This window comes from Bradyrhizobium sp. TM102, from assembly GCF_009176685.1.
GTDB classification, from domain to species: domain Bacteria; phylum Pseudomonadota; class Alphaproteobacteria; order Rhizobiales; family Xanthobacteraceae; genus Bradyrhizobium; species Bradyrhizobium ottawaense.
In genome coordinates, this window is record NZ_AP021855.1 from 6,181,354 (window position 1) to 6,194,628 (window position 13,275).

At 65.7% G+C, this 13,275-nt stretch carries 12 protein-coding genes; 1 reads left to right on the plus strand and 11 read right to left on the minus strand.

What is annotated here, in order from left to right; genetic code table 11:
- Positions 1-67: 67 nt before the first annotated feature.
- Entirely contained in the window at positions 68-904 is an 837-nt protein-coding gene (locus GDN70_RS29345) for a universal stress protein (RefSeq protein ID WP_028144058.1), read from the plus strand.
- Positions 905-924: 20 nt separating this feature from the next.
- Here GDN70_RS29345 and GDN70_RS29350 read toward each other — a convergent pair whose 3' ends face one another.
- The 11 genes from GDN70_RS29350 to GDN70_RS29400 form a co-directional block, all read right to left on the minus strand.
- The gene (locus GDN70_RS29350) at positions 925-1,137 is read right to left on the minus strand and encodes a hypothetical protein (protein ID WP_038951145.1); all 213 of its coding nucleotides are present in this window, start codon (positions 1,135-1,137) and stop codon (positions 925-927) included.
- Positions 1,138-1,292: 155 nt separating this feature from the next.
- The gene (locus GDN70_RS29355) at positions 1,293-3,164 is read right to left on the minus strand and encodes a bifunctional diguanylate cyclase/phosphodiesterase (RefSeq protein ID WP_240536467.1); all 1,872 of its coding nucleotides are present in this window, start codon (positions 3,162-3,164) and stop codon (positions 1,293-1,295) included.
- A 2-nt stretch (positions 3,165-3,166) separates the two neighbouring features.
- Entirely contained in the window at positions 3,167-4,318 is a 1,152-nt protein-coding gene (locus GDN70_RS29360) for an FIST signal transduction protein (RefSeq protein WP_097668740.1), read from the minus strand.
- Between the two features lie 210 nt (positions 4,319-4,528).
- Positions 4,529-5,266 (minus strand): ribulose-phosphate 3-epimerase, encoded by a 738-nt coding sequence (gene rpe / locus GDN70_RS29365; protein ID WP_152103359.1) that lies wholly within the window; start codon positions 5,264-5,266, stop codon positions 4,529-4,531.
- Positions 5,263-6,195, minus strand: coding sequence for a CbbX protein (cbbX, locus tag GDN70_RS29370; protein WP_097668741.1), 933 nt, complete (start codon positions 6,193-6,195; stop codon positions 5,263-5,265). Before cbbX ends, rpe begins: the two co-directional genes overlap by 4 nt.
- Before the next feature lie 99 nt (positions 6,196-6,294).
- Complete coding sequence (locus GDN70_RS29375) at positions 6,295-6,702, minus strand: ribulose bisphosphate carboxylase small subunit (RefSeq protein ID WP_028144064.1); 408 nt, start codon at positions 6,700-6,702, stop codon at positions 6,295-6,297.
- An 11-nt stretch (positions 6,703-6,713) separates the two neighbouring features.
- A complete protein-coding gene (locus tag GDN70_RS29380) occupies positions 6,714-8,174 on the minus strand; it encodes a form I ribulose bisphosphate carboxylase large subunit (protein ID WP_028144065.1) in 1,461 nt (486 codons plus the stop codon).
- Positions 8,175-8,212: 38 nt separating this feature from the next.
- Positions 8,213-9,298: a class II fructose-bisphosphate aldolase gene (fba, locus tag GDN70_RS29385; RefSeq protein ID WP_152103360.1), complete on the minus strand. Its 1,086-nt coding sequence runs from the start codon at positions 9,296-9,298 to the stop codon at positions 8,213-8,215.
- A 12-nt stretch (positions 9,299-9,310) separates the two neighbouring features.
- On the minus strand, positions 9,311-11,329 hold the full coding sequence (tkt, locus tag GDN70_RS29390; protein WP_152103361.1) for a transketolase: 2,019 nt from the start codon (positions 11,327-11,329) through the stop codon (positions 9,311-9,313).
- A gap of 16 nt (positions 11,330-11,345) precedes the next feature.
- A complete protein-coding gene (locus GDN70_RS29395; RefSeq protein WP_018321765.1) occupies positions 11,346-12,221 on the minus strand; it encodes a phosphoribulokinase in 876 nt (291 codons plus the stop codon).
- Positions 12,222-12,233: 12 nt separating this feature from the next.
- Complete coding sequence (locus tag GDN70_RS29400; protein WP_038972649.1) at positions 12,234-13,271, minus strand: class 1 fructose-bisphosphatase; 1,038 nt, start codon at positions 13,269-13,271, stop codon at positions 12,234-12,236.
- Positions 13,272-13,275: the final 4 nt, after the last annotated feature.

Consider the following 13,275-nt stretch of genomic DNA (forward strand, 5'->3'; position numbering starts at 1 on the left):
GCTCAACGCGGGTCCTTCGGGCAGTGAAAAAATGCGGCCACCGGATGATGTTCATCGGAGGCGCGCCATGTACAAAGACATTCTCGTCCACATCCCCACCGAACGCCCCATGCGCTGCGCGATCGAAGGCTCGATTTCGCTCGCGGCGCGGTTCAACGCCCATCTCGACGCAGTCGCGATCGGCTATGTTGCGACCAGTGCGGCTTACGTGATGGAGGGCGGCGCTGCGGTCGCGGCCGTGTTCGAACTGGAACGCGAGCGCGCGGTAGAGCGGGCCGAGGCCGCGCTGGCGGTGTTTGGCATCGAAGCGGCGAACGCCGGCATCTCCTACGGCTGCCGCGCGCTCGGCGCGATCCCGGTAGACGCGGCCGGCTCGCTCGGCGAGATGGCACGGTTGCACGACCTCAGCGTCGTGCTTCAGCCAGATCCGGCGCAGGGCTCGTTCGACAACGACGTGCCGCGCGAGATCCTGTTCCAGGCCGGCGGCCCGGTGCTGTTCCTGCCCTACACCTTCCATGGAGCTTTCAAGGCGAACCGGATCGGCATCTGCTGGGACGGCAGCCGCCTCGCGGCCCGCGCCGTGCACGATGCCGCACCGTTCCTGGCGCGCGCCGATGAGATCGTGATCATCACCATCAACGAGGCCGATGCGGTCTCCGACGAAGCTTCAGCGAACGGTCTGGCAAGACATCTCGGCCGGCGCGGACTGTCGACCCGCACGGTCGGCCTGTCGGCGACGCGCGCCGACATCCAGCCGACCATCCTGTCGCTGGCGGCCGACGAGGGCCTCGATCTCCTGGTGATGGGCGGCTACGGCCATTCGCGGTTGCAGGAGCGCGTTCTCGGCGGCGTCACCCGCGCCATGCTGCAGGCCATGACGGTCCCGACGCTGATGTCGCATTGAGCCGGGCCGGCCCGGCGCCATCACGCCGCGACCGGGGTCTCCCACGTCGCGGGTACGGCGTCGCCCTCGTCGTGCTGCACATTGCACGCGTCGAAATGCGCCTTGAGCTCGACCTCGGCGAGATATTCGAAATGTTCGGCCTGGCCGAGGAGTTCCCAGTTCTGAAGCGGCCGGTAGGCCGCCTGCTGACGACAGAGGGACGCCAGCGCCCGGTAGCGACGTACGTTCTCCATGAGACCCTCCCTCGCATTCACTGGGCTTATTGCCCCGATTTGCGTCAGGCCGATGGCGGTTGTGCAAAAGATTTGCTGCGCCTAGCCTCGGCTCGCTGCTAGGAAATATATGTCCGGGCCAAAGTTCCAAATGAACCGCGCCTTGGACCCGAAGGCTAGGCGTAGAGCCGGCGCTCCACGGTCACGCCGACCAGGTCAAGATAGCGCTCGATCAGGGCGGGCCGACCGACCAGATAGCCCTGCATCTCCTCGCAGGCCTCCCGCGCCAGGAAGGCACGCTGCGCTTCCGTCTCCACCCCCTCGGCAATGACCGGGATACGCAGGGCGTGCGCGAGACTCAGGACCGCGCGGACGATCTCGGCCGATTGCGGCGTCGCCTCGAGATTGGAGATGAAGCTGCGATCGATCTTGATCTTGTCGAACGGGAACGACTGGAGATAGGACAGCGAGGAATAGCCGGTGCCGAAATCGTCCATCGCGATGCGGATGCCGAGCGCCTTCAGCCGCCGCAGCAGATTGAGCGCGCGGGTGAAATCGCCGATCAGCACGCCCTCGGTGATCTCGACCTCGAGCCGCGTCGGCGTCAGCCCCGTCTCCAGCAGGATCTGGTGGATCGAACGTTCGAGATCGCCGGCCTGGAACTGGATCGGCGACAGGTTGACGGCCACCTGCAGCGGCCGCGGCCAGGAAGCCGCCTCGCGGCACGCTTCGCGCAAGACCCATTCGCCGATCTGGACGATCAGCCCGTTCTCCTCGGCGAGCGGAATGAACTGGTCCGGCGGCACGAAGCCGCGGGTCGGATGGTTCCAGCGCAGCAGAGCCTCGAAGCCGATGACCTCGCCATCCACCCGCGCCTGCGGCTGGAAGTAGACCAGGAACTGGTTCTGCTCCAGCGCCAGTCGCAGGTCGTGCTGCAACAGCCTGCGGTCGCGCAGCTCCTGGTCCATCTCGGATTCGAAGAAGCGCACCCGGCCCCTGCCCTCGCGCTTGGCACGGTAGAGCGCCGAGTCGGCGTTGGCGAGCAGCGTGGCGGCATTCACGCCGTCGTCCGGATAAAACGCGATGCCGACGCTGAGGCCGACATGGGAGAGATAGTCGTCGACCTCCAGCTCCTGGCCGATGGTCTCGACCAGGCGTTCGGCGAGCGCCAGAACGTCATCGCGGCTGATGTCGTCGGGCATCAGGATCATGAATTCGTCGCCGCCGATACGGGCGACGAAGGCGCCGTCGGCTTCCTCGGCAAGCCGGTCCGCCGCCGCCCGCATCAGCAGATCGCCGACGGGGTGGCCGAACACGTCGTTGACTTCCTTGAAGCGGTCGAGATCGAGGCTGAGCACGGCAAAACTGGTCGCCGCCTCCTGCGCCCGCTCCAGCCGTTCGCCGAGCACGGCGTTGAAGGCGCTGCGGTTCGGCAGGTCGGTCAACGCATCATGATGCGCAAGATGGCTGATCCGCGCCTCGTTGGTGATCCTCTCGGTGACGTCCTCGATCACGCCGACCAGGTATTGCGGCGCGCCGCTGCCGTCCCTGACCAGCAGCTTGCGCGAATTGACGAGACGATCGCGGCCCTTCACGCCGACCTCGAGCAGATGCCCCTCCAGGAACATCGGCGCGCCGCTGTCGACGACGCGGCGATCCTGCTCGTTGACGACGCGGGCGATATGGTCCGGAAAGATCTGCTGCGGAGTCTTGCCCAGCATCGCCTCGCGCGGCATTCCGTAATACTCTTCGCCGGCGCGATTGAGCAGGACGTAGCGGGAATCCTTCGCATCCTTGGCAAACACCGCGATCGGGATGCTCTCGATGATGCTGTCGAGGAATTCGCGCGCCCGCAGCAGATCCTGTTCGGCGCGCTTGTGCGTCTGTTCGAGTTCCTCGATCATCAGCTTCATTGCACGGTCGGTGCGGCGGCGATCGCGATCGCCCTCCTCGTAGGCCGCACCGACGAGCTCGCAGAGCTTGGTCAGGTCGACCTGTCCGGACTCGTCCGTCGACTGGCGGATCTGTCTTGCGAGCAGCCGGTGCATGGTCAAGCTGCCGCCTCCGCGATGACGGTGACGGTCATGGTCTGGTTGTGCAGCTCGCAGCGGCCGGACGCGGCCGGCGGAGCGATCTCGCCATAGGAGTAGAACCCGATCCGGACGACGTCCTCGCCGAGCTCGGCGGCAACGGCATCCAGCTCGTCCTGCGTGCGCTGCCCCATCACCCTGCGGCGGCCGGTACAGCTCACCAGGATGGCAAGCTTGTCGCCGTCCACGCCCTCCGCAAGTGCACTGCGCGCCTGCCGGCCGGCCTCGCCAGCGCCGGCGGCAAGACTGTCGAAATTGGCGCGCATCAATTGCGCGGTGCATCCTTCCGGAATGTCGGCGGCGAATGTCAGGGTGCGGGCATTGCGATCCACCGCGAACACCGAGCGCACGATCTGCCGGTCCGGCTCGGCCTCATCGTGAATGCGCAAGGGGAATGCCAGACCCGAACCCGGCATCGCCTCGGCTTCTTCCTCCCCGAGATAGCGGGTGTAGAGGTCGAGCGGCGGCTCGCCGTCGAGTTCCACGACCACGGATCCTTCCGACTTCGTCACCTTGCGACGCGGGCCGAACACGTCCCAGCCGCCGGCACAGCCATGCGCGAAGCGGAACGAGGCGCCGTAGAATGCGATTGCGGCAACGCGGTTCGGCGACGGCTCGGCGTCGGCTCCGACGATCGTCTGTTCAAATCGGGTGCCGTCGCCGGCGAGCCCGCCGGTGACCGGCAAATCCGGCCCCAGAACCTCGGTGATTCCGGCAAGCAGTTCGCCGCCGTTCACCGCCAATCCGTCGGACAGGACAAACAGACCCGCCAGATCGGCCGCCAGCGCCTGGCGGGCAAGGCGCGCACCGCAGGCCCGCGACGCATCGCGGGTCTCGACGACCTCCTGCACCAACCGCACTTGCGTATGGGCGAAGCGCAAGGCGACCGCGATGACTTCGTCATCGCAGATGTCGTCGCCGTGGATCTGGCCGCCGGTGCTGCAGCCGACGATATGGCTCTCGGGATAAAGACCGCGCAGCTCGCGATAACGTTTGCCGTCCACCAGTTGCTCGCGGCTGCCGAAATAGAGCACGAGCTGGGGCGGCTCGCGCAGGGCATCCGCTCCGCGCCAACCATGGGCAGCATTCCAGTGACGATATTGAATGTGCATCCCACGCTCTCTGCAGTCCTTGAACCACAGATTGTGGAGCGGCGCATTGCGTCGCCGTTAATCACGCGTCTACTTCGACACCGTTGGTTACCCCGGCATGAAAGCTAATGCCGACTCGCGCCGGATTCTCCGTAGGACTGCGGGAAAATTTCGGTTCCCTCCAAGCGATCGACACGTCGGCGTAAACACCTAAGTGAGACCGCCCGTAATCTACCGGGTGCGCGCGCCTTCGCCGAGGCGCATCGGCTGCACGGCATTATCTTGCCGCTTTGGAACCCGGCCCGTCTCGGCGGCGACGCGGATGGCCTGGATATTCGCGGCATATTCGGCAACGCTCTTGCCGCGAAACACCGCGGAGCCCGCCACCAGCGTATCAGCGCCCGCTGCCGCCACGGCAGCGGCATTGTCGCGCGTGACACCGCCGTCAACCTCGAGCTGGATCGGCCGGTCGCCGATCATGGCTTTGATCCGTTCGATCTTCTCGAGCTGGGATTCGAGGAAGGACTGGCCGCCGAATCCCGGATTGACCGTCATCACCAGCACGAGATCGATGCGGTCGAGCACATAGGCGATCGCGCTCTCGGGAGTCGCGGGACACAGGCTGACACCGGCCTTCTTGCCGAGCGCACGGATCGCCTGCAGCGAGCGGTCGAGATGGGCGCCGGCTTCGGCATGAATCGTGATGACGTCAGCCCCGGCCTTCGCGAACGCTTCGAGATAAGGATCGACAGGCGCGATCATGAGATGCACGTCGAATATCTTCTTCGTCGTCGGGCGGATCGCCTTGATGACATCGGCACCGAAGCTGATGTTCGGCACGAAGTGTCCGTCCATGACGTCGCAATGGATCCAGTCGGCGCCGGCCGTGTCGATTGCGGCGATCTCCTCGCCGAGGTGCGCGAAATCCGCGGCCAGGATCGAGGGAGCGATGATGATCTCTCTGGTCATGGCTTTGCACTCCGCGCATCGGCGCCGCCGCTGAAGACACGGCTCGCCAGGACGTCCATGGGATCGATGGTTTCGAGATCGTCGACATCGAGCATACGGTCGAGGTCGGACACCAGGCGATCGGCCTGGCGCAAGCGGATGCGGTCGACGGCGTTGCGGATCGAACGCCCATTGGAGAAGAACGGCTGGGTCCGGCGCAGCGCGATGTATTTCTCGAACGCCTCGCGGGCCGCAGCCGAGAAGCGATAGCCCCGCTCCTTCAGCATCAGCTCGGCAATGACGAGCAGCTCGGCTTCGGCATAATCAGGGAATTCGATGTGATGGGCGATGCGCGAGCGGAAGCCGGGGTTGGACGCGAAAAAGCTCGTCATGCGCTCGCCATAGCCGGCGAGGATCACGACGAGGTCTTCGCGCTGGTTCTCCATCACCTGGAGCAGGATCTCGATGGCCTCCTGACCGTAGTCGCGTTCGTTGTCGGGGCGATGCAGATAATAGGCTTCGTCGATGAACAGCACGCCGCCCATCGCCTTCTTCAGGATCTCCTTGGTCTTCGGCGCAGTGTGGCCGATATATTGCCCGACGAGATCGTCGCGCGTCACCGAGATCACCTGCCCCCGCCGCACGAAGCCGAGCCCGTGCAGGATCTTGGCCATGCGCAGCGCGACGGTCGTCTTGCCGGTGCCGGGATTGCCGGTGAACGACATGTGCAGCGTCGGCGGAGCCGATGCCAGGCCCGCGCGCTGCCGGATGCGTTCGATCAGCAGCAGAGAGGCGATCTGGCGCACGCGGTTCTTCACCGGCTTCAATCCGATCAGCTCCTGCTCGAGCTGCTGCAGCGTGTCGGTGATCCCGGCCGCTTCCGCTTCCTTGCGGAGATCGAATTGGGTCTCGCCGGGCTCAGTCGTCGTTGCGTGGGGAACATCCAGCATCGTTACCTCGAAGAAAAGGAGCTTCGCCGCGGGGGAGCGGCGAAGCAGTGGTCCGCCAAGGATGCGGAGCAGGGAGAGCTCCGCGCGGAAGCGGATGGCTTACGTTGGCGCGTGCGCGGCCGGCCGGCGCACGGTGGTGTAACGGATCGCGCGGCCGCCGACTTCCTGCCGCACCAGCTCGAACTCCGCCTCATGCGGAGGCCTATTGACGAGGAAGGAGATCCGCACCGATTCCCAGCCATGGCTTGAATCGAAGCCGCTGATGCGGATGTACTTGTTGCCATACACCCTGCGGCACTCCGCGAGCTCCATCATCACGCCGGCGGCGTCCTGGAGGTCGAACATCGGCAGGCCCCACATCTCCCAATAGGTGTTGCGGGGATGAGGATCGTCGGTGAATTCGATATTCACCGCCCAGCCGTTGCCGAGGCAATATTGCACCTGCTTATAGATCTGATCGTCGGTGAGATCCGGCAGGAACGAAAAGCAACCCTGAGTGAGTTTCATGCTGCGTCTCCTCAAACGGTTTCGAGCGCGGTCGGCACGAAGTCCGGCGTGTCGGTGGATTGATAGTTGAACGTCACGTCCTTCCAGACCTCGAGCGCAGCCTTCAGCGGCGTGCAGGTCTCGGCCGCCCTGGCCAGGATCTCCGGACCTTCGTGGACGTAGTCGCGCCCCTCGTTACGGGCGAGGATCATCGCTTCCAGCGCCACGCGGTTGGCGATCGCACCGGCCGCAATGCCCATGGGATGGCCGATGGTGCCGCCGCCGAACTGCAACACGACGTCTTCGCCGAGCAGGTCGAGCAGCTGATGCATCTGGCCGGCATGGATGCCGCCGGAGGCGACCGGCATCATCTTGTTCAGGCTCGCCCAGTTCTGGTCGAAGAACAGGCCATGCTCGAGCTTGGTCGGGTTGAAGTCCTCGCGGCAGACGTCGTAATAGCCGCGCGTGGTGTTGGGGTCGCCTTCCAGCTTGCCGACCACCGTGCCGGCGTGGATGTGATCGACACCCGCGAGCCGCATCCATTTGGCGATGACGCGGAACGACACGCCATGGCTCTTCTGCCGCGTATAGGTCGAGTGACCGGCGCGGTGCAGATGCAGGATCATGTCGTTGCGCCGCGCCCATTTGGCCATCGACTGGATCGCGGTGTAGCCGATCACGAGGTCGATCATGACGATGCACGACCCGAGCTCCTTGGCGAACTCGGCGCGCTCGTACATGTCCTCCATCGTGCCCGCGGTGATGTTCAGGTAGGTGCCCTTGACCTCGCCGGAGGCCGCCTGCGCGCGGTTCACGGCCTCCATGCAATAGAGGAAGCGATCGCGCCAGTGCATGAAGGGCTGCGAGTTGATGTTCTCGTCGTCCTTGGTGAAGTCGAGGCCGCCCTTCAGCGCCTCGTAGACCACGCGGCCGTAGTTGCGGCCTGAAAGCCCGAGCTTCGGCTTCACGGTCGCGCCCAGCAGCGGCCGGCCGAACTTGTCGAGCCGCTCGCGCTCGACCACGATGCCGGTCGCCGGTCCCTGGAAGGTCTTCACATAGGCGACAGGGAAACGCATGTCTTCCAGCCGCAGCGCCTTGAGCGGCTTGAAGCCGAACACGTTGCCGATGATCGAGGCCGAGAGGTTCGCGATCGAACCCGGCTCGAACAGGTCGAGGTCATAGGCGATGTAGGCGAAATACGAGCCCGGCGTGCCCGGCACGGGATCGACGCGGTAGCATTTTGCGCGATATTTCTCCGCCGCGGTCAGGCGATCGGTCCACACCACGGTCCAGGTCGCGGTCGAAGATTCACCGGCGACGGCCGCGGACGCTTCGATCGGGTCAACGCCTTCCTGGGGCGTGACGCGAAACAGCGCGATGACGTCGGTGTCCTTTGGCGTGTAGTCGGGCTCCCAATAGCCCATGCGCTTGTATTCCATGACGCCCGAGCGATAGCGCTCTTTGCCGCGGACCGTGCCGGTATGTGCGTTCATGTCTCTCTCCTGCTGTTTTCTCTGTTGTTTCCGATTGACTAGGCCGCAACGGGCTCGCGGGCATCGACGCGCGGATCGAGCTCGCCGGCGCGATAGCGCCGCGCCATCTCGCTCAAGGGAATGACCTTGATCTTGCTGGCATGGCCCGCGGTCCCGAACTGCTCGAAACGGTCGCGACAGAGCTCGCGCATCGCGTCCATCGCCGGTTTGAGGAATTTGCGCGGGTCGAACTCGGAACGCGTTTGCGCGGCGACCTTGCGGAACACGGCCGTCATCGCGAGGCGGCAGTCGGTGTCGATATTGACCTTGCGCACGCCGCTCTTGATGCCGCGGACGATCTCCTCGACCGGCACGCCCCAGGTCTGCGGCATCTCGCCGCCGAACTGGTTGAACATGTCCTGCAGCGGCTGCGGCACCGACGAGGAGCCGTGCATCACCAGATGCGTGTTAGGCAAGCGGCGATGGATCTCCTCGACCACGCGCATCGCCAGGATGTCGCCATCCGGCTTGCGGCTGAACTTGTAGGCGCCGTGCGAGGTGCCCATCGCGATGGCGAGCGCATCGACCTTGGTGGCACGAACGAAGTCGACCGCCTGGTCGGGATCGGTCAGGAGCTGGTCGTGGCTGACCGTACCCTCGACGCCGTGGCCATCCTCCTGCTCGCCACCGCCGTGCTCGAGCGAGCCGAGCACGCCGAGCTCGCCTTCGACGGAGGCGCCGACCCAGTGGGCGAGATCGACGACGCGGCGGGTGATCGCGACGTTGTAATCGTAATCGGCCACCGTCTTGGCGTCGGCCTTGAGCGAGCCGTCCATCATGACGGAGGTGAAGCCATGGGCGATGGCGGAGGCGCAGGTCGCTTCGTCATTGCCGTGGTCCTGGTGCATGCAAAGCGGGATGTCCGGATAGGTCCGCTCCAGCGCGTCGATCATGTGCGAGAGCATGAGATCGCCGGCGTAGCTGCGCGCGCCGCGCGAGGCCTGGATGATCACGGGCGCGTCGACCTCGGCCGCCGCCTGCATGATCGCGATGCCCTGCTCCATATTGTTGATGTTGAACGCCGGCACCGCATAGCCATGGCTGGCCGCGTGGTCGAGCAGTTGGCGAAGTGTGATACGGGCCACGAGAAGTCCTCCTTATTGTCGCTTGCGAGCGACCGCCCGGCGGGCGGCTTCCGCAATGCTTTGCGGTGTGATGCCGAATTCGCGGTACAGCACCGGCGCCGGCGCCGAGGCGCCGAAGCCGCGCATGCCGACGAATTCGCCCTCAGCGCCGAGCCAGCGCGCCCAATCGCCCTGCACGGCCGCCTCGATTCCGACACGCGGCGCGGTACCGAGCACGGTGGCGCGGTAGTCGTTCGGCTGCTCCTCAAACAGGGCGAAGCAAGGCGCGGAGACCACGGCCGCACGAATGTGCTCCGTCGCAAGCAGGCGGGCGGCTTCCAGTGCAATCGAGACTTCCGAACCGGTTGCGATCAGCGTCACGTCGCGTCCGCCGTCCGGCGAGACGACGAGATAGGCGCCGTGTGCGACGCGGTTTCTGCCGCGCGCATCGCTACGGAAGGTCGGCAACGCCTGCCGCGACAGGCACAGCACGGAGGGGCGGTCTTCGGAATTGAGTGCGCAATCCCAGGCTTCCAGCGTCTCCACCGCGTCGGCGGGACGGAACACCAGCAGGTTCGGGATCACCCGCAGCGCGGCAAGATGCTCGACAGGCTGGTGCGTCGGGCCGTCCTCGCCGAGGCCGATGGAATCGTGGGTCATCACATGGATGACGCGCAGCCGCATCAGGGCCGCAAGGCGGATCGCGGGCCGGCTATAATCGGAGAACGCGAGGAACGTGCCACCGTACGGGATGAAGCCGCCATGCAGAGCGAGGCCGTTCATCGCGGCGGCCATGCCGTGCTCGCGAATGCCGTAGTGGATGTAGTCGCCGGCGAACGTCCCGCGCTTGACGGGGACTTGCAGCTTGACGTGCGTGAGGTTCGAATGCGTCAGGTCCGCGGAGCCGCCGACCAGGCCGGCAATCGTCCCGGCGATGCCGTCGAGCACCTGTTGCGAGGCCTGCCGCGTCGCGAGCTTCGGACGCTCGGACGCAAAGCGTTCGCGCAACTTCGCCGCGGCCAGCGCGTAGGCGGCCGGCAGGGCAACCGCCTTGCCTTCGACGAACATGTCGCGCTGCTCGGCCGTCGCGCATTCATAGCGATCGAGCCAGGCGAGCCGCTCGACCTGGCCGCGTTGCCCGATCATCCGCCACGCCTTCTGGACCGTGACAGGCACCACGAAGGGTTGATAGTCCCAACCCAGCGTCCGGCGCGCCGCCGCCGTCTGCTCGGTCCCGAGCGGCGCTCCATGGGCTTTCTCCGTGCCCTGCCGATCAGGCGCGCCGTAGCCGATGACGGTGCGACAGGCGATCAGCGACGGCTTTGCGGTCTCTCGCTCCTCTGCGATCGCCTGCGCAATCGCTTCGGGATCGTGGCCATCGATGCTGCGCACCGACCAGCCGGAGGCGGCGAAACGCGCCAGCTGGTCGTCGGACGTCGCCAGCGAGGTGGGCCCATCGATCGAGATCCCGTTGTCGTCGAACAGCACGATCAGGCGGCCAAGCCCGAGATGCCCGGCGAGCGAGAGCGCTTCCTGGCTGAGGCCCTCCATCAGGCAGCCGTCACCCGCGATCACATAGGTGAAATGATCAACGAGGCCGTCGCCATGTCGCGCGTTGGCCATCCGCTCGGCGAGCGCCATGCCGACCGCGGTCGCGATCCCCTGCCCCAGTGGCCCCGTCGTCATCTCGACGCCCGGCGTGTGACCATATTCCGGATGGCCCGGCGTCTTCGAGCCCCATTGCCGGAATGCCTTGATGTCGTCGAGGCTGACGTCGCCGCCGGTCAGATGCAGCAACGCATAGAGCAGCATCGAGCCATGGCCCGCCGACAGCACGAAGCGGTCGCGGTCCGGCCAGTTGGGGTGCGCCGAGTCGAACTTCAGGAACCGCGAGAACAGCACGGTTGCGACATCCGCCATGCCCATGGGCAGGCCGGGATGACCCGACTGCGAGGTCTCGATGGCGTCGACCGCGAGGAAGCGGACGGCATTGGCGAGATCGTTGTGCGTGACCGCCGTGAGGTCGGCTTCGGCATGAACCGAGATGTTCATTGGATTCTCTCCTCGTTCACTTCAAGCTGCGCTTGCGCTCGATCAGCTGCATGATCAGCGGCGTCAGGATCAGCTGCATCGCGAGATCGAGCTTTGCGCCGGGGCACACGATCGAGTTCGCGCGGGACATCCAGCTCTGCGGCAACATCGAGAGCAGATAGGGGAAGTCGATGCCGCGCGGGTTCTTGAAGCGAATCACCACCATCGACTCGTCCGGCGTCGGGATCCAGCGCGCGATGAACGGATTGGAGGTGTCCACCGTCGGCACGCGCTGGAAGTTGATGTCGGTCTCGGTGAATTGCGGGCAGATGTAGTGGATGTAGTCGGGCATCCGCCGCAGGATGGTGTCGGTGACGGCCTCGGTCGAATAACCCCGCGCACTGCGGTCGCGGTGCAGCTTCTGGATCCATTCGAGATTGATGACCGGCACGACGCCGATCTTGAGGTCGGCATAGCGCGCGACATTGACCTTGTCGGTGACGACGGCGCCATGCAGGCCCTCGTAGAACAACAGGTCCGAATTCTCCGGCAGCCGCTTCCAGTCGGTGAAGGTGCCGGGCGCCGCGCCATGCAGCGCGGACTCCTCGGCGTCATGCACGTAGTGCCGTGTCGTCGCGGTGCCGGTCTCGCCATAATCGCGGAACGCGCGCTCCAGCTCCTCGAACAGGTTGGTCTCGGGGCTGAAATGGCTGAAATGCTTGTTGCCGCGATCGGCCTCCTTCGCCATCTGCGCGCGCATCTCGGCGCGGTCGTAGCGATGGAAGGCGTCACCCTCGATGTAGGCCGCGTTGACCTTCTCGCGGAAAAATATCTGCTCGAAGGTCTTCTTGACCGAGGTGGTGCCGGCGCCGGAGGAGCCGGTGATGGAGATGATCGGATGCTTCCTGGACATCGGATGCCCTCCTTACAGCCGGAAGAATCCGCGCCGCGCGAACAGCGGCGCTGAGACACTGGCAACCAGCAGCGGATCGCAATGCAGTTCCTCGACGCGGCGCACCTCGTTGCTCGAGCCCATGATCAGCGGCACGCGCTGATGCAGGCTCTGCGCCGAGAGATCGAGGATGCGCTCGCGCCCCGTCGTGGCGGAGCCGCCGGCCTGCTCGATGATCATGGCCATCGGATGCGCTTCGTAAGTCAGACGCAGGCGGCCGTCGCCATAGCCGGCACGCGCGTCCGAGGGATAGAGGAAGATGCCGCCACGGGTGAGGATGCGATAGGCCTCGGCGACCAGCGAGCCGACCCAGCGCATGTTGAAATCGTGATTGGCTGGCCCGTCGACGCCGGCGAGGCACTCGTCGACGAAGGCACGCACCGGCGAATCCCAGTGCCGGCGATTCGACGCGTTGATCGCGAACTCCTCGCAGGCCTCGGCGATCTGCGCGCCGCTGCGCGCGAGGCGGAAGCAACCCGCCTTGCGATCGAGCGTGAAGATGTCGACGCCTTCGCCGAGCGTCAGCACCAGGGAGGTCTGCGGCCCGTAGGTGACGAAGCCCGCCGCGAGCTGCGCCGAGCCGCGCTGATGGAAGGCAAGCGAGAGGTCGTCGGGCGCGGGCAGGATCGAGAAGATCGTGCCGACCGTCATGTTGATGTCGATGTTGGAGGAGCCGTCGAGCGGATCGATCGCGATGCAGATCTTCGCCTCACGATCGCCGATCTGGGCCTCGCGCATTTCTTCCGAGGCGAGCGCGGCGACCGGCAGCTTGCTGAGGCAGCGGCGCAGGATCGCGTCCGCCTGCACGTCGAGATCGCGCTGGACGTCGCCGTCGCTGTTGCGGCCGGTGGTCAGGCCGGAGGCGTCCGCGAGATCTCCGGTGGCGATCAGGTCGGCGATCTCGATGGCCGCTGCCGCGATGGCATCGACCGCGGCCGCCACGGCGAGCGCATGAGGTGCGGTCTCCGAATACCGTTGAAGGTGGTCGTCCAGCCTCAATTGCCCGGTCATCTGC

Bases quoted from the DNA above. Each gene is read 5' to 3' on its own strand.
- cbbX (WP_097668741.1), bottom strand. From the start codon at position 6,195: ATGCTGGATGTTCCCCACGCAACGACGACTGAGCCCGGCGAGACCCAA.
- GDN70_RS29400 (WP_038972649.1), bottom strand. From the start codon at position 13,271: ATGACCGGGCAATTGAGGCTGGACGACCACCTTCAACGGTATTCGGAG.
- rpe (WP_152103359.1), bottom strand. From the start codon at position 5,266: ATGACCAGAGAGATCATCATCGCTCCCTCGATCCTGGCCGCGGATTTC.
- GDN70_RS29380 (WP_028144065.1), bottom strand. From the start codon at position 8,174: ATGAACGCACATACCGGCACGGTCCGCGGCAAAGAGCGCTATCGCTCG.
- GDN70_RS29375 (WP_028144064.1), bottom strand. From the start codon at position 6,702: ATGAAACTCACTCAGGGTTGCTTTTCGTTCCTGCCGGATCTCACCGAC.
- GDN70_RS29350 (WP_038951145.1), bottom strand. From the start codon at position 1,137: ATGGAGAACGTACGTCGCTACCGGGCGCTGGCGTCCCTCTGTCGTCAG.
- GDN70_RS29345 (WP_028144058.1), top strand. From the start codon at position 68: ATGTACAAAGACATTCTCGTCCACATCCCCACCGAACGCCCCATGCGC.
- tkt (WP_152103361.1), bottom strand. From the start codon at position 11,329: ATGAACATCTCGGTTCATGCCGAAGCCGACCTCACGGCGGTCACGCAC.
- GDN70_RS29395 (WP_018321765.1), bottom strand. From the start codon at position 12,221: ATGTCCAGGAAGCATCCGATCATCTCCATCACCGGCTCCTCCGGCGCC.
- GDN70_RS29360 (WP_097668740.1), bottom strand. From the start codon at position 4,318: ATGCACATTCAATATCGTCACTGGAATGCTGCCCATGGTTGGCGCGGA.
- GDN70_RS29355 (WP_240536467.1), bottom strand. From the start codon at position 3,164: ATGCACCGGCTGCTCGCAAGACAGATCCGCCAGTCGACGGACGAGTCC.